Genomic DNA, 15,578 nt, shown 5'->3' with positions numbered 1-15,578 from the left:
CTAGCCCGCGCCCTTGCCGTTGTCGACGCGATATACGGCGCCGTGCACGGCCGCCGCGGCATCGCTGGCGAGGAAGGCGATCACGTTCGCGACGTCGAGCGGCTGCATCATGCCGCGCGGCGAGGCCGTCCGCATGATCAGGTCGTAGTTCGGGCCGTCCGGCGGGGTGAAGTGCTCGATCTGCGGCGTGACCATGCCGCCGGGACAGACGGCGTTGACGCGCAAGCGATCCGCGGTGTATTCGACCGCCAGGGCGCGGGTGAGCCCGATCAACCCGTGCTTGGCGGCGCAGTAGCCGGCGGAGTAGGCCTGGCCTTCGACGCCCGCGATGGAGCTGACGTTGACGATGTTGCCGCCCCGCGCCAGCAGATGGGGCAGCGCGGCGCGGCAAAGGTAGAACGGACCGTTGAGATTGACCGCGAGGTCCTGCGCCCAGTCGTCGTCACTCATCGACTCGGTCCGGCGCATCTGGTGTCGCCCGGCGATATTGATCAGGACGTCCAGGCCGCCGAACTCGCGGACGCACCGCTCGACCGCGTCGCGGCAGGCCTGTGCCGAGGCGACGTCCGCCGAGGCATAGGAGCCGCGTTCCACGTCCGCGAAGACGTCGGCCAGGCGCCCGCTATCCCTTCCAATACCGAAAACCGTTGTACCCCGGCGGGATAACAATCGCGCCGTCTCCGCGCCAAGCCCGGATGACGCGCCGGTCACCAGCGCCACCTTGTCCTGTAGTGCCGACATCGCCGTCATCGTCGCTCAGTAAGGCCGCACCCGCGGGACGCCGCCCCGCAGCAGGTCGAGCGGCGCAATGACTTTCGGCCCCCAGAACCGCAGCGCGGGCTCGGCGCGGGGATTTCGCCGCACGCGGCGCGCGGCGAGCACCACGAGCAGACCGATAGCGGTCCTGCCCACCGCGACCCGGCTCGTCCGCCTCTTCCAGGTCGACGGCGCCGAGGCCGACCGTCTGCCGAAGTAATAGCCGACGCACGCCGCAAGCGCCAGAGCGGCGATTCCCGCAAGCACCGTCATGGTGATCAGCGTTCTTGGTCACCGTCGCGGCGGGGTCACGCGTGGGCCACACCTCGGTCACTAACCGCGGCGGTCCACCCGGTTTGCGCTAGCCGATCTCGCTTGCGACATACACCGCGACATATCCGATCGGGATGCCGGTCCACGTCGCGATGCATTGCCGTGCCGCCACTTCCACGGCGGCCCGGTGGCCGGCGCGGGCGGTCCTGCCGATCTCGGGGATGCGGATCATCCATCCGTCGCCGTCGCGGGTGACCTCGATGTCGAAACACTGGCCGACCATCGGACACTTCACGCGGGGAACGACACGTCGTGAACCGGTGCTGCGCAGCACTCGCGGGCGCAGCAGAGTGGGCTGAGTGGGCATGGCTGCTTTCCTGAGTCGCAATCGAACCGCGGGCAAGAGTAATGCGCATCGGGGCGAAAACCTAATCGGCCGGTGCCGGCACGCTCCCGCTGAGGTGGGCGCGGGCGGCCTGGACGAACCCGGCGACGAGCGGGTTCGGATCACCGACCCGAGTGGCGACCACAACCTTGCTGGCAGGGAAGCCCCGGACCGGCACGGTGGTCAGATCGGCGCGCAGGGAGGCCCGCCGGTCCCCCGCCGGCACGACCGCGATCGCCTGGCCGCTCGCGATGAGTTCGAGCCTGTCTTCGAAGCTCTGGTTGACCGGTCCGACAGAGATCGGCCCGGGGTCACTGGGCCGGTAGGAGGCCGTCGGGTAGATCGCGCGGGCCCCGCCGTGCGGGCAGATGAAGTCCTCGCCGGCGAAGTCGTCCGCCGACACCGACGCACGGCCGGCGAGGTGATGCCCGACCGGCACCACGAGGACCCGCGGCTCTTCGTAGAGCACGGTCATCCGGGCCTCGTCCGCCGAGAAGGACAGCGGCTCCCTGGCGACCAGGACGTCGACCTGCCCCTCGATGAAGGCCCGCTCCTCCTTGCACTCCAGATGGCGGGTGCCGATCTCGGCCCTCGGGTGGCGGCGGCGCAGGTCGCGGACCGCCGGGGTGACGACGAGATCCTCGACGTACCCGATGATGATCTTGCCGGCCGGCGCGTAGGCGCGGGCGGTCAGCGCGGCCTGGCGAGCGGCGCGCAGAAGCGCCTGCGCCTCCGGGAGGAACGCCTTGCCGGCCTCCGTCAGCCGACTGCCCTGCGGCGTGCGGTCCAACAGCCGCACCCCGAGACGAGCCTCCAGGCGCTGAATCTGCCGGCTCAGCGCCGGCTGCGCCACGTGCAGCTCGGCCGCCGCCCTGCCGAAGTTCAGGTGCTCCGCGACGGCCGTGAAATAGCGGACCAGCCGGAGCTCCAGGTCGGTTCCGAGATCGTTCACCGGATAGTCCCCACGGGAACCTTCAACCCGGCCTGCGGTCGGAGGTATTCCGCGCCCCGCGCCCCATACCGTTTCCGCATGACGGGTTGCCGAGCAGGTCTTGGACTCGCACGCCGGACTGCCAAACACTCGAAGGGACAGGTTGCGGCGAGAGAGGCGGTGCAAGTGGACAAATACGACGGCAAACGGGTCGTCATCACCGGGGGGACGAGCGGCATCGGCCTTGCCACCGCCAAGGCGCTGATCGCCGGCGGCGCGCGCGTCCTGGTCACCGGCAGGACCCCGGCGTCGCTCGAAAATGCAAGGGCCACACTCGGTTCGGGAGCGCTCGTCGAGGCAAGTGACGCCATCTCCGGCATTGACGCGCTCGCCGGCCGCGCGGCCACCGCGCTCGGGGGCGTGGACTTGCTCGTGCTCAACGCGGGCGTGACCCTCGCCTCCGCCGTCGAAGAAACCAGCGTGGCCCTTTACGACGAACTGTTCGACGTCAACACCAAAGCGCCCTATTTCACGGTGCAGAAATTTCTGCCGCTGCTGCCTGCGGGCAGCTCGGTTGTGATGACGACCTCGGTCAGCAACACCAAGGGCATCGCGTCGACGAGCGTCTACTCCGCGACGAAGGCGGCGCTGCGGTCCATGACGCGCACGTTCGCTCGCGAATTGATCGGCCGCGGCATCCGCGTCAACGCCGTATCGCCCGGACCCATCGACACCGGCATCCTCGAACGAACCATGCCCGCCGACGCGGCCCGCGAGTTCCTCGCCCAGATGAATGCCGACAACCCGATGCAGCGGCTGGGCGAGCCAGAGGAAGTGGCGAAGGCGATCATCTTCCTCGCGTTCGACGCGACGTACACCACCGGCACGGAGCTGCTCGTCGACGGCGGGGCGTCGGATCTGTGACGCCCGAGCAGTCGGCACATCGATGTTCGGCCGGCGCCGAAGGCCCTGGCGACGCAGCCATCTCGATACCGTGGCTCAAACCGGCAACAGCGTCCTACCGTCCAGCGTGCGAACGGGACGACCGATCCGCTCGAGCAGGGTCAGGGACTTGTGCACGCCACCGTTGAGACCGTCGCGGTCGCTCGTGCAGAGCGTCAAGGCGGCTTCGGCCATCGCCTCGATGGGCTCGAGGATGTCGTCGCCGGCGATGGCGTCCTCGCCGAGCGTCGCCCGCACACCCTCGGTCAGGACGGCCCGCACCGGGGCGAGGGCGTTCACCACTATCGAGTCGGCGTAGTACTCGGACGCGAGCCCTTCGCTCAGCCTGTTCAGGGCCGCCTTCGACGAACCGTACGCCGTCCCCTGGAGGTGGTAGATCGGGTCCGGCGGAGGCGTCGTCGGGATGTCGCCCGACAGCGAGGTGATGTTCAGCACCCAACCGCCGCCCCGTTCCCTCATCGCCGGAATCACTCGTTGGCACAGGTCGAACGGGGCGAAGTAGTTGATCGTCGTGATGAGCCGCAACCGCTTCTCCGTGATGTCGGTGAAGGGGATGAAGACCGAGGTGGCGGCGTTGTTGACCAGGACATCGACCGGGCCGAGGTCCGCGACCACGCGATCCACCAGGCTGGCCCGGGACTCCGACGACGTGAGGTCGACCTGATAGGGACTCACACGGCCCCCGGCCGCTTCGATGTCGGCCACGGTCTCGCGCAAGGTGCCCGGAACGGCACCCTGCGCCGGCTCGTCCAGGCTGCGGGCGGCGACAGCGACTATGGCACCCTCGCACGCGAACCGCTTCGCGATGGCGGCCCCGATGCCGCGGCTGGCGCCGGTCACCAGGGCCACTCGGCCCCGCAGCGGCCCCCCGGCGCCGCCCTCAGATGAATTCATGACCGTCCGATCGGGTTCTGGGAGACTCCGATCGGGTTCTGGGAGACATAGTGTCCCTGCTCCACGTGCGGTGGCCACAGGGTCGCGGGCAGGTCGGCGTAGCGGTAGTGGCCCGGCATCTCCATGCCGGGGATGCTGATCCGGTCCAGGAAAGCCTGGGGCGCGTTCCCGGACTTCGCGATCTCGACGAAGGTGTGCGCGGTCGATCCGAGGTCGAACCAGTCACGCTGCCAGGCGAATCGGATCTTGCCGTCGGTATCGTCCCTGGCCACGCCGAACCAGCTGCCGCCGATGCCGCGGATCTCGTATTCCCGTCCCTCTCCGTCCAGCAGGCCCGACCGTTGCTTCCAAAAGCCGACGATCATGGCGTTTTCCTCGTCGAGGACGGTCGCCATGTAGTCGTAGTGCCACCCCTCCAACCCCGCCATCTCCGTGCCCATCGCCCAGCGACGGATCTCGTCGCGGCCCATCGCCATGAAGTGCTCGTCAGGGGTGAACATCCAGCCATAGGTGGCGTTTTCGAGATAGCAGTCCGCCAACTTCCCCCAGTCGCCGGACCGTTCCGCCTCGCGGTTCATCTCCAGCCACTCGTCCCAGAACGCCTTGATCTCGGTGCGGGTAAAGCTGTCGCTCATGGCGTTGCCTTTCGTGGTGGTTGTCGATGCTTAGTACTGCCGGTAGCGGCGTTGGACGTGCTGCTGGCGGACGCGCACCTGTTCGCGCCGCTCCTCCGGCGACACTCGACGCGTCGACGCGGGAAGGTGGTCGTCGAGCCCGCCGAACGGGATCTTGCGCGCCGACACCGTGGGCAGCCGGTCCGTCGGCCGAGGGTAGGTCCAACGGATGGCCATGAAGCCCACTCGTAGTCCGGTCGTGTCGAGCCAGTTGGGCACGCCCGGGTCGCGGTGCGCGACGACGTACCGGTAGTGGCCGTCGTCGTCGCGCTCGGCCTGCGCACCGTTCAGGCTGCTCACGTGATTGGCGTAGTCGTGCGACTCGCCCCACACGTTGGCCAGGTGAAAGCCCATGTACGCCGGCGGCGCGAACACCTCGGTGTCGACGAGGAGGGCCTCGTCCTCCCCCAGTTCGTAGACGCCACCGGAGTAGATGTTGGTGCTCTGTCCGCCGCCGGCGGCCAGGGACGCGGCGGCCGGGGTGTTGAAGTCGTTGCGCGGCATGAAGCTGACTCCGTCACCGTTGCGGTCTCCGTGCGCCTCCAGCACCACGTCGTAGAACTTGTTCCAGAACCGGGTTTGGTTGTCGACGATCTCGCCGACGCGGCGCAATGCCGCCACCACGGTGGCCGGCTCGAGCGCGGGCGGGTGCTCACCGACTTGATCCAGGCGGTGGATCAGCAGCTCGGGTGATTCCTCGCGCTCCCAGTCGTGAAACAACGCCCGGACTGTCACATGCTCGGCATAGAACGTCCTACCGGTCCGGCGCGAATTCCGCTGCGTGCCAATGAAGTTGCCTGTGTGCCCCGCCGGCCTCTCCGGCGCCATAAGAATCTCGAAGCGACCGTCCTCCCCCACCACCAACTCCGAGGAGTCAAGCGTGCCGGTGTTGCCGCGCACTCCCGGGCGCAGTTCGGCGAGGTCGCCGCTGTCACCGGCGTAGCCCGTGTGGGCCTCGATGATGAGGTACTGGGGCGCGGTCAGGCCGGCCGGGGCCCGTCTCTGCCCACGCCAGTGCCCCGAGTCCCGCACCCGGCCGGTGATCCGGTACGGATACCTGCCGTCGACGGGCGTCGAGAGGTACAGGGCGTCGGCGTTGTCGATGGTGGCCTTGTCGAGCACCTGCAGGCTGCGGCGGAAATAGGGGAAGGCGGGATCCCCGAAAAAGGCTCGCTCGGCGGCCGAGTGCACGAAGCCGAGCAGGTAGCGGTACCCCTCCGCGAGGTCGCGCGGACCCGCCTCCGGCGGCGCGTGCAACTCAGGGGACTCGAGCGCCTCCCGGGCGCGGCCCAGCCGGTCGATCATCTCGTCCCAGGCGCCGCGCAGCGCGTCGGCATGTTCAGCTGGCACGGCCCGACTCCCATCCGAAACGGTCGAACAGTGGAGCCAGCCGGGTGCGGATCTCGCCGGGCTCGAGCCCGAACTCCCCGAGGCTGTAGGTGTGTCCGGACCGGTATTCGCGGCCCCTTTCGACCGCCAGCGCCTCGTCTTGTTCCGGCACCATGTCGATCCCGATCTCGTCGTACACGCGCCGCATCGTGCCGGCCGGGTCCGTCACGAGGTCGCCGTAGTTCACGATCGCGCTGCGCACCTCGGGGTGGGCAGCCAATACGTCCAGCGGGTGCTGGTAGTAGTGGTACGACGAGTCCACGAACGACCGGAACGACTGCTGCATGTCCGACTCGGACCGCTTGCGGGCGGCCCAGGCGAACTGCATCAGCTTGAGGAAACTTGGAATCGTCTCGTAGGGATTACGCACCGGCACAACGAATTTGGCGTCAGGAAAGGTCCGAATCAAACTTTCTACCCGGCCGCAGTGGATCGGGGCCTTGGAAAGATGCTTCAGCCCAACACCGTTGAGCACCAACTGCCGGCGCACGCACTCCTTATAGAACCGCATGACGCGGCGCCGCTTGCGTTCGGGCCACCGGTCGTCGACATAGTAGAAGTCCAGGTCCTGCGCCTGGGGGTACTGCAGGACCCAGAATCCCGACGCGCACGACGTTGTCAGCAGAAACTCGTCCTCCTCCGGCGCGAAAAGCCCGGACTCGTGCACACTGTTGCTCTTGCTGAACAGGCGCTCATCCAACGCGTCGATCCGCTTGCGGAGCCGACCGCCCAGCCGCTGATCCCACCGCAGCACCGCCCGAAGGATCTTCTTCTCGAGGAGCGAGGGGAAGAACATCTCCCAGAGCAGCACGTAGGAGAAGCGGGGATCGTTGGCCATCATGCGGTGCAGATAGGTCGTTCCGCTGCGGGCGTGGCCCACCACGAAGACGGGCCCGCGGACGTCAGTGCGGCGCAGTGCGGGAAAGACGATCGGGTCAAGCGCGAACGTGACAGTGTGCAAAACGGCCAGGGCCGGTATCACGACGCACAGCGTGCGGTACTGGCGGCGGCGGCGGGCGGCGTCCCGCTCGCGACGGACCAGGCGGACCAGCGTCCACCAGGTGCGCCAATCAAAGTAGAAGAAGTTGTTCACCGTGCCGCCTCAGGGATTGACCTTGCTGATGATCTCGTCCGCGAACCGCTCCAGCCTTGCCAGCTTGTCCGCCAGCGACTGCATGTCATCCCCCTTGACGTAGGGGTTGCGGAAGCCGACCAGCACGTCCGTGACGCCAATGTCTTCCAGGCGCCTGCATCCGTCGACGGTGCGAGCGTCTGGGCTGACGGCATGAATCTCGAAGGCGTCGTTGGCTTTACCCGCCTCGGCGCGAAAGGAGCGCAGCTTCCCGAGCATCGACTCGAGCCCGTCGGTGGGGCCGCCGGCGTGCATCCACCCGTCGCCCCTCGTCGCCGCGCGGCGCAGCGCGGCCCCCGAATGGCCGCCGACGAGGAGCGGAATTGGCCGGCCGGGCACGGGACACACCTTCAGCGAGGGGATGTCGTAGAACCGCCCGTGAAACTCGAAGAACTCGCCGGATTCCAGCCCGCGGAAGATTTCGATGGCCTCGTCCATGCGTGCGCCCTTGTGGGCCGGGTCGACCCCGGCCATCAGATAGTCGTCGGGGTACGGGCTCGTCCCGATCCCGACTCCAAGGCCGAGGCGGTTGCCGGTCATCCGCGCGACCGAGAACGCCTGCTTGGCGGCCAGCACGGGCGCGCGAAGCGGGAACTTCACCACGAAGGTGTTGAAGCGGATGCGCTCGGTGATCGCACCGAGGAATGCAGCGAGGACGAACGGCTCGATGAACTCCTTGCCTTCGAGGAAGCTGCGGTCCCCGTCGGCCGTGTACGGGTAGATGGCATCTGAGTGCTCGGGATAACCGATGGAATCAGGGATCGTGAACCCGTCGTATCCTGCCGCCTCGGCGGCCACCGCGAGGCGCGGCAGGTACTCCGAACGGGTCATCACATCGGTGAACGTGAAGCGCATCAGCTCAACCCCCGCACTTCTCGCCGGGACCGGTGCAACTCGATTCGCGCCAGTCGGGAACGAGGCGGGTGCTTGTGGTCCGCGCGGCCGCAGCTACTACCGGGCCGATGGCCTCCAGCCGCATGTTCCGTCGGGCCGCCACCGAAATAGCGGCGACCACGCCTTGGGAGCCGAGTACTGGTGCAGCCACCGAACTGATTCCCATCGCGCACCCCTCGGCACTCGAGAAGGCCAGGCCGCGCCGTCGTCGCACGAGATCCAGCCGGCGATGTAGCTGCTCGATGCTCATTCCGTCACCGCAGGCCCGTCGGCCGTCGGCGGCGTAGCGCCGGTCGACGTCCTCGGGCGGCAGCTGGGCGAGCAACGCCCGGCCGGTGACGGTCTCCTCGGCGCCCAGCCGGGCTCCCACCTGGGACGGCACGCTGTGCGCTGCAACGCCCCCGACCTTGTCGAGGTAATGCACGAAGCTGCCCTCCAGAACGCCAAGGTGACTTACCGCTCCCGTCGTGAGGTTCAGGTCGGTCAGCACCGGGGACGCCGCCGCACGAACGTCGGTGTAGTCCACCGTGCACCCGTGAAGTTCCCGAAGCCTCGTTCCGAGCCGGAAACCGTCGGGGCCGTGCTCGAGCCAGCCCATTTCCACGAGCTGACGCAGGATGCGGAAGGTGGTCGAGCGGGGCAGTGCGGCGTGCTCGGCGACCTCCTCGAGCCGAGCGGATTGGCGGTGTGGCCCGAAAACCTCCATCACCTGAGTGACTCGTTCGACGACCCCGGACCGCGCCGCCTTGTCCGAGCGACGGACATCCGGTTGGGAAAGCAGCAATGTCATCGTGCGCCGCACCTAATGAGCCGCCGAGGCAGGGTCGAGCGTCGCGAAGGCGTCAAGCTTGTCCGACAGCCTGCCGACGTAAGCCTGTACCTCCGAGGTTGACTCGTCGGGTAGTCCGTACACCACTTCGGACACCCCGAGGTCGGCCCAGTGAGACAAGCGGGAGGCGTCCGGACCGTGGGTGTCGAGCACGACAATCCGCGGCCGTCCGCTGCGGCCGGCCGAATCCCATTCGGCGTGGAGCAAATTGACTGATATTTCGATGTCGGCATCCTGGGGCGTCGACATCCACCCGTCGGCATTCTTGGCGATCCATTTCAGATTCTTCTGGTTGCCCGCGGCCCCGATCAGTATCGGCAGGTGCGCCTGAACGGGCTTGGGCCACGCCCAGCTGGGGCCATAGCTGACGAACTCACCGCTGTACGAAGCCTCTTCCCTGACCCATAGCTCGCGCCTGGCTTCGATGTACTCGCGCAACATGGTTCGGCGTCGTCCCGCGGGCACGTTGTGGTCGGCCAGCTCGTCGAGGTTCCAGCCGAAGCCGGCGCACACCTCGACCCGGCCGCCCGAGAGGTGATCCACGGTCGCGATCGACTTGGCCAGGGTGATGCAATCGTGCTGCACCGGAAGGCAGACCGCGGTGGATAGCCGGATCTCGGTGGTCACCGCGCAGGCGGTGGCCAAGCTGACCCAGGGATCCAAGGTGCGCATGTAGCGGTCGTCGGGCAGGCGGGCATCACCGGTCGCCGGATGGGCGGCCCCGCGCCTGGTCGGTATGTGGCTGTGCTCGGGAACGTAGAACGTGGCGAACCCGCCCTTTTCCGCGGCCGCCGCCGCGTCCGCGGGGGTGATGCCGCGGTCACTGGTGAAGAGAACGGCGCCGAAATCCATGCAGGAGTCCCTTCTTCAGGCTTCCCGGTCATGGATGGACAGCGCACGAGTCGGGCACATGTCGATGGCACGCTCGATTTGGTCGTGCGCACCGTCAGGTGGTGCGGCGTCGAGGATCTCGACCCACCCGCGTTTGGGCACCCGGAAGTAGTCCGGCGCCTCGACTTCGCACATCGCGTGGCCCTGACACAGGTCCAAGTCGGCTTCAACTCGAAAACCCATTGCTATGCGACCTTCCGCCTGCGGTAGCTCACTTTGGCCGGGCGATCCAGCTGCACGACCATCTTCGTGTGATCGTTGCGGTAGGTCTCTGGGGGCTGAGCCATCTCGAACTCGTACTTGCGTAGGAGCACTGAGAAGATTGCCTTGATCTGCATGGTGGCGAAGGCCGCACCCACGCAGCGGTGCCGTCCGGCCCCGAACGGAATCCATGTCCAGCGGTTGACGATGTCGGCTTGTTCGGGCTTGTTGTAGCGGTCGGGAATGAAGGCGTCAGGATCGGGGAAATCCTCCGAGAGCCGGTTCGAGATGGCCGGCGATGTCGCGACGAAGTCACCGTCGCGGATTCCGTAGCCTTGCACCTCGAACTCGCCTTTCGCAACCCGCATCAGGATGATCAGCGGCGGGTGCAGCCGCAGCGTTTCCTTGACCACGTTGTCCAGCAGCGGGATTCGACGCAATGCGTGAAAACTGACCTCCTGGCCGTCGGCATACAACTCATCGAGTTCGGCTTGCACCTCGGCGTAGATGTCGGGATGGCGGATCAGCTCGATCAACGTCCATGATGAGGTGCCGGAGCTGGTGTGGTGACCGGCGAACATCAGCGAGATGAACATGCCGGTGATCTCGTCGGCGGAGAACCGGGGATTTCCCTGTTCGTCTTTGATCGTCACGAGAACGTCCAGCATGTCACGGTCGGCCTTGGTCTTCGGCGGGTCGGCCAGCCGCTGATCCATCGCTTGTTGCACCAGTGCAACGAGTTTCACGCGTGCCTCGTCGCGCAGGCGGAAGCTCTCGATCGGCAGGTACGGGTCGACGTAACACAGCGGGTCGGTGCCGCGCTCGAGCATGTGGTAGTACTCGGCGAATCGGTGGTCGAGTTGCTCGCGGAATTTCAGCCCGATCAGGCAGGCCGTCGACGTGTAGATGGTCAGCTCGGCGAAGAAGTCGAGTAGTTCGATCTCGCCCTCGTCGCCCCAGTCGGCGATCATCTTCTTGACCTCGCCCTCGATGGTGGCCGCATGGCCCTTCATCTGCTCGCCGCGCAGCGCCGAGTTGTGCAGCATCTCCTTGCGCCGCTCCGGGCTGGCGTCGAACACCACGCCCTTGCCGAAGATGGGCGTCATGAACGGATACGCCTCGGCCTGATCCAGATCCTCGTCGGCAGACCGGAAGAAGAACTCGTTGGCACGCGCGCCCGACAACAAGGTCACGTGCTTGTCGACCAGTTGGAACCAGCCGACGTCACCACATTCCTCGCGCACCCGCTGCATCAAACCGATCGGGTCCGTTCGGAATTCTTCGAGGTGGCCGTGCTCTTCCTCGCCACCGGAAACGCGCGGAACGGCTGTCGTCGTGGTCATGGTCAGGCAATCTCCTGTCGTCGAGCCGCGATGGCGGTCGATGTTGGTCATTGGGTCGCCGGATTCGGGTGTGCCGACGGTTCGAGAAGCCGAGAATTCATGACCAGCGCCACCGCGGTGTCGAGTTCGTCGGCGACCTTTCGGTAGCCGCCGGGCGTAGAGCGCGCGTGCATCATCGCCCCGGAGAACGTCATGTGCAGCGTGATCGCGACGTCGGCCGAATGACCCGGCCCCAATGAGGCCGCGATGCGTCGGCCGACCTCGCCGGCAATGCGCGCGCGCACCCCGTCAACCGCGATGTCATCGGCCATCAACGCTGTGGTGCACGCATCCGCGAGGCAGGGGGTGTCCGCAACGAGCAGCACGAGTTCGCGCAACTGCGCTTTGACACGGGTTTCGGCAGCGTCATTCACATCGACGAAGCTGCGCGCGTTGAGCAGAAGTCTCAGATACACCTCGGCGATCAGCGCGTCCTTGGACGGGAAATAGGTGTACGCCGTCGTTGGCGACACCCCGGCCGTCGCGGCGACCGAGCGCACCGTGAGCTCGGCATAGGGAGAGCGCGCGAGTTCCTCGACGGCGGCGTCGAGGAGCTTGCGAACGCTCTGCTCGGACCGCACGTTCTTGTGCCGCCGACCGCGATGGCGGGAAGCGTCGGCGACGGCTATTCCGGACACTTGTCCAGATTATCCTTCGACATTCGACCATGGCAAGACGCATTTAAATACGCTGTCATAAGCCCTAGCTGGATGTGAAGGCATGTGAACAGCGGCCGCTCAACGGGCCCGAGACCGCCGCGTCGCCGGGTTTATCCGAACACTTGTACATGTATTACGGCGCCTCGCCACCCTCGGACCCGCCGACGATTGCCAACTTACCTTACGCTTTGTAATGTAATTTTCAGAGGGTGCTGCGTAATTCGTCACCGTGCATCGAGGGCCAGGAGTGTTCCCGCATGACCACATCACCGAAGCTCCGTGACGGAGTCGCGTTCCCGGAGGGCTTTGACTTCACCGATCCGGCACTGATGGCACGTGGCATGCCAGTGGAGCACTTTGCGGCGCTGCGTCGCAGTGCGCCGGTGTGGTGGAACCCCCAGGAGCCCGATCGCGGTGGCGGCTTCCGCGACGGTGGCTACTGGGTTATCTCGAAACACGCCCACATTCGGGAGATATCCCGCGACCCGCAAGCCTGGTCCTCCCACGACAACGGTTGCGTGATGCGCTACTCAAATGACGTCCCACCAGAGGAACTCGAAGCTGCAAAAGTGCTGCTGCACAACAGCGATCCCCCCGTGCACACACGGCTGCGCAAGTTGATTTCGCGGATGTTCACTCCTCGCAATGTCACCGCCCTCGAGGCGAGTCTGATCGATTCGGCGCGGTTGATCGTGGCCGAGGCGGCCGCCAAGAAGGAGGGCGACTTCGTCGAGGACATCTCGCGTCGATTGCCGATGAAGGCGATCGCCGACCTCGTCGGCTTCCCGGCCGAAGACCATGATCGGTTGTTCGCGTGGTCGGACGCGATGATGGGCAGTGAGGACCCCAAGTATGCCGAGGATTCCAAGCAGGCGATGGTCGAGTTGATCGGCTATTCCTATGTCCTGGCCGAGCAGCGCAAACGAAAGCCGGCCGACGACATCATCACCCGGCTGGTGACGGCGGGCGAGGACGGTGACCAGCTCTCCGAGATGGAATTCGGTTATTTCATCGTCCTGTTGGTCACCGCCGGTAACGAGACGACGCGAAACGCGATCTCCATCGGCATGCAGGCCCTGCTCAACAACCCGGCTCAGTGGGAGCTGTACAAGACAGCTCGTCCCGTCACCGCCGCCGACGAGATCATCCGGTGGGCCAGCCCCGTCAACGCATTCCAGCGCACCGCCAGGCGCGATACCGAACTCGGTGGTGTGGTGATCCGTCGCGGCCAGCGGGTCGGGTTGTTCTACGGCTCAGCCAATTACGATGAGGACGTGTTCGATGATCCGTTCGCTTTCGACATCGAACGAAACCCCAACCCGCACCTCGGATTCGGAGGAACCGGACCGCACTATTGCATCGGCGCGAACCTCGCGCGCAAGGAGATTGCGGTCATGCTCGACGCCATTGCCGATCGGCTCCCCGACATCGAGATGATCGGCGAGCCGACCAGAGCACAGTCAGGATGGATCAACGGGATCGCCACGATGCCGGTGCGGTTCACGGCTGGCTGAGCGGCAGTTGCCCACCTCACCCTTCCGCCTGTTACCTTACACAATGTAAAGTAACAGACCTCCGTCGTTGACCGCTCCGCTTGCGCGGCGCCGCAGGCGACAGCCGACAGGCAGGACAAGGTTTTGCAGAAAAAAGCACTTCAGGCAAAGTTCGATCTGACCGGTAGAACCGCAATCGTGACCGGCGGAACTCGCGGAATCGGCCTGGCGATTGCCGAAGGTTTGATCGGCGCCGGCGCCAACGTCGCCATTGCCAGCCGCAAACCCGATGCCTGCGAAGCCACCGCTCAACGCCTACAGACGATGGGCGGCAAGGCGATCGGTGTGCCAACGCATCTCGGTGACATTCGGGCGATCAATACGCTCGTCGAAGCCACTGCGGGCCAATTCGGGGGTATCGACATCGTCATCAACAATGCCGCCAACCCGTTGGCACAGACCCTCGGCGACATCAGCCCGGAGGCCTGGGAGAAGTCCTTCGCGGTGAATCTGCAGGGTCCGGTCTTCTTGGTGCAGGCCGCACTTCCGTACCTGCGCGACAGCCGGCACGCGGCCATACTCAACGTCGTCTCGGTCGGGGCATTCATCTTCTCGCCATGGGTGTCGATGTACACGGCCGCCAAAGCGGCGATGGTTTCGTTCACCCGGTCGATGGCCGCCGAATTCGCCTCCGCAGGAATACGGGTCAACGCCCTGGCCCCGGGTTCGGTCGACACCGACATGGTTCGCAAGAACCCGCCCGAGTTCATCAAGGCCATGGAAGCCTCCTGCCTCATGCAACGCATTGCCCAACCCGACGAAATGGTGCCGCCGGCGCTTCTCCTGGTGTCCGACGCCGGCAGCTTCATCACGGGTCAGACCCTCATCGCGGACGGCGGCATGGCGGCCCGGTAGGAGTTGGACGAGTGACGACAACCCCGCCCCTGCGAGCCGTAAGAAAGAAGTCGAATGGTCGTCCGCGGAAAGTATTCAGCGTTCAACGTCGAAGCTCTCGACGACGGTGCCATCGCCCTATTGACGATCGACCGGCCACGCCGGGGCAACGCGCTGGATTCGCAGACGCTGGCCGAACTGCACCGCATACTGGACACCGTCAATGGGGATCCCGTGGTCCGTGCGGTCGTTCTCACCGGAACAGGTTCCGTCTTCTGCGCCGGTGCCGACATCAAAGCCACGCCGGGTGACTTCACCGACCATGAAGCAACTCCCTATGCGGCGATACACGCCCGCGCGGCCTCGGCCACGGCCGTCACGATGGCCGCCCAAGAACTCATGGCCTCCGCATTCGAGAAGATCCACCGGCTGCGTCAGCCCGTCATCGCGGCCGTCAACGGTGCCGCCGTGGGCGGCGGCTTCGCGCTGGCGCTGGCCTGTGACATTCGTTATGCCAGCCCGAGCGCCAGCTTCGGAGCGGTATTCATCCGCCACGGGGTATCGGCATGCGATATGGGCACCAGCTACCACCTGCCGCGGTTGATCGGCGCCTCGCGCGCAGCCGAACTCATGCTGACCGGCCGGGTGTTCGATGCCGCCGAGGCCACCCGGATCGGACTGGTCCTCGACCTCGTCCAGAACGAGGCGCTCGTCGAGCGCGCGATCGAAAAGGCCCGCGAAATCGCCTGCCATTCACCACTCGCCGTGTGGATGACCAAGGAGACGATGTGGCAGACCGTCGATGCACCCAGCTTGCGCCATGCGCTCGACATCGAGAACCGCACCCAGGTCATGTGTACCGCCACCGGCGACCTGGCGGATTCGTTCGCCGCGTTTCGTGGCGACGGCGCAACAAGTCCAAAGCCGCTATAGGAACC

18 protein-coding genes are annotated in these 15,578 nt (G+C 66.1%); 4 read left to right on the top strand and 14 right to left on the bottom strand.

Annotation, left to right across the window (positions count from 1 at the left end; translation table 11 throughout):
- The 4 genes from G6N56_RS25735 to G6N56_RS25720 all read right to left on the bottom strand — a co-directional run bounded on the left by G6N56_RS25735 (position 1) and on the right by G6N56_RS25720 (position 2,366).
- Complete coding sequence (locus G6N56_RS25735) at positions 1-741, bottom strand: SDR family NAD(P)-dependent oxidoreductase (RefSeq protein ID WP_085255171.1); 741 nt, start codon at positions 739-741, stop codon at positions 1-3.
- A gap of 15 nt (positions 742-756) precedes the next feature.
- Positions 757-1,029 (bottom strand): hypothetical protein, encoded by a 273-nt coding sequence (locus tag G6N56_RS25730; RefSeq protein ID WP_085255047.1) that lies wholly within the window; start codon positions 1,027-1,029, stop codon positions 757-759.
- Between the two features lie 88 nt (positions 1,030-1,117).
- Positions 1,118-1,312: a long chain fatty acid-CoA synthetase Faa4p gene (locus tag G6N56_RS25725; protein WP_085255048.1), complete on the bottom strand. Its 195-nt coding sequence runs from the start codon at positions 1,310-1,312 to the stop codon at positions 1,118-1,120.
- 145 nt (positions 1,313-1,457) lie between these two features.
- Positions 1,458-2,366, bottom strand: a complete 909-nt coding sequence (locus G6N56_RS25720; RefSeq protein WP_085255049.1) for a LysR family transcriptional regulator — start codon at positions 2,364-2,366, stop codon at positions 1,458-1,460.
- A gap of 165 nt (positions 2,367-2,531) precedes the next feature.
- Here G6N56_RS25720 and G6N56_RS25715 point away from each other — a divergent pair, with 165 nt between their 5' ends.
- Positions 2,532-3,269: an SDR family oxidoreductase gene (locus tag G6N56_RS25715; RefSeq protein ID WP_085255050.1), complete on the top strand. Its 738-nt coding sequence runs from the start codon at positions 2,532-2,534 to the stop codon at positions 3,267-3,269.
- 75 nt (positions 3,270-3,344) lie between these two features.
- On the opposite strand, the gene G6N56_RS25710 is transcribed toward G6N56_RS25715, so the two are convergent.
- The 10 genes from G6N56_RS25710 to G6N56_RS25665 are packed head-to-tail and all read right to left on the bottom strand — an operon-like array spanning position 3,345 to position 12,232.
- Complete coding sequence (locus G6N56_RS25710) at positions 3,345-4,202, bottom strand: SDR family NAD(P)-dependent oxidoreductase (RefSeq protein ID WP_085255051.1); 858 nt, start codon at positions 4,200-4,202, stop codon at positions 3,345-3,347.
- A complete protein-coding gene (locus tag G6N56_RS25705) occupies positions 4,199-4,837 on the bottom strand; it encodes a nuclear transport factor 2 family protein (protein ID WP_180150419.1) in 639 nt (212 codons plus the stop codon). Before G6N56_RS25705 ends, G6N56_RS25710 begins: the two co-directional genes overlap by 4 nt.
- A gap of 30 nt (positions 4,838-4,867) precedes the next feature.
- Positions 4,868-6,226, bottom strand: coding sequence for a hypothetical protein (locus tag G6N56_RS25700; RefSeq protein WP_085255052.1), 1,359 nt, complete (start codon positions 6,224-6,226; stop codon positions 4,868-4,870).
- Entirely contained in the window at positions 6,216-7,358 is a 1,143-nt protein-coding gene (locus G6N56_RS25695) for a sulfotransferase family protein (RefSeq protein ID WP_085255053.1), read from the bottom strand. Before G6N56_RS25695 ends, G6N56_RS25700 begins: the two co-directional genes overlap by 11 nt.
- A gap of 9 nt (positions 7,359-7,367) precedes the next feature.
- Positions 7,368-8,252: a TIGR03619 family F420-dependent LLM class oxidoreductase gene (locus G6N56_RS25690; RefSeq protein WP_085255054.1), complete on the bottom strand. Its 885-nt coding sequence runs from the start codon at positions 8,250-8,252 to the stop codon at positions 7,368-7,370.
- Between the two features lie 4 nt (positions 8,253-8,256).
- The gene (locus G6N56_RS25685; RefSeq protein WP_142280522.1) at positions 8,257-9,081 is read right to left on the bottom strand and encodes an IclR family transcriptional regulator; all 825 of its coding nucleotides are present in this window, start codon (positions 9,079-9,081) and stop codon (positions 8,257-8,259) included.
- Between the two features lie 12 nt (positions 9,082-9,093).
- Positions 9,094-9,972 carry an LLM class F420-dependent oxidoreductase gene (locus tag G6N56_RS25680; RefSeq protein ID WP_085255056.1) on the bottom strand — a complete coding sequence of 293 codons (879 nt, stop codon included), beginning with the start codon at positions 9,970-9,972 and terminating at the stop codon, positions 9,094-9,096.
- A gap of 15 nt (positions 9,973-9,987) precedes the next feature.
- The gene (locus G6N56_RS25675; protein ID WP_085255057.1) at positions 9,988-10,194 is read right to left on the bottom strand and encodes a ferredoxin; all 207 of its coding nucleotides are present in this window, start codon (positions 10,192-10,194) and stop codon (positions 9,988-9,990) included.
- 2 nt (positions 10,195-10,196) lie between these two features.
- The gene (locus G6N56_RS25670) at positions 10,197-11,555 is read right to left on the bottom strand and encodes a cytochrome P450 (protein WP_085255172.1); all 1,359 of its coding nucleotides are present in this window, start codon (positions 11,553-11,555) and stop codon (positions 10,197-10,199) included.
- A gap of 47 nt (positions 11,556-11,602) precedes the next feature.
- The gene (locus tag G6N56_RS25665; protein ID WP_085255058.1) at positions 11,603-12,232 is read right to left on the bottom strand and encodes a TetR/AcrR family transcriptional regulator; all 630 of its coding nucleotides are present in this window, start codon (positions 12,230-12,232) and stop codon (positions 11,603-11,605) included.
- 278 nt (positions 12,233-12,510) lie between these two features.
- Here G6N56_RS25665 and G6N56_RS25660 point away from each other — a divergent pair, with 278 nt between their 5' ends.
- From G6N56_RS25660 to G6N56_RS25650, 3 genes are all read left to right on the top strand, one after another.
- Complete coding sequence (locus tag G6N56_RS25660) at positions 12,511-13,767, top strand: cytochrome P450 (RefSeq protein WP_085255059.1); 1,257 nt, start codon at positions 12,511-12,513, stop codon at positions 13,765-13,767.
- A gap of 123 nt (positions 13,768-13,890) precedes the next feature.
- Positions 13,891-14,661 carry an SDR family NAD(P)-dependent oxidoreductase gene (locus G6N56_RS25655; RefSeq protein ID WP_085255060.1) on the top strand — a complete coding sequence of 257 codons (771 nt, stop codon included), beginning with the start codon at positions 13,891-13,893 and terminating at the stop codon, positions 14,659-14,661.
- Between the two features lie 54 nt (positions 14,662-14,715).
- Positions 14,716-15,573, top strand: coding sequence for an enoyl-CoA hydratase/isomerase family protein (locus G6N56_RS25650; protein WP_085255061.1), 858 nt, complete (start codon positions 14,716-14,718; stop codon positions 15,571-15,573).
- Positions 15,574-15,578 lie beyond the last annotated feature (5 nt).

Source organism: Mycobacterium saskatchewanense (genome assembly GCF_010729105.1).
In the GTDB taxonomy this organism is placed as follows: Bacteria; Actinomycetota; Actinomycetes; order Mycobacteriales; family Mycobacteriaceae; genus Mycobacterium; species Mycobacterium saskatchewanense.
The sequence above is the reverse complement of the archived record's forward strand: the minus strand, read 5'-3'. Positions and strand labels throughout refer to the sequence as shown.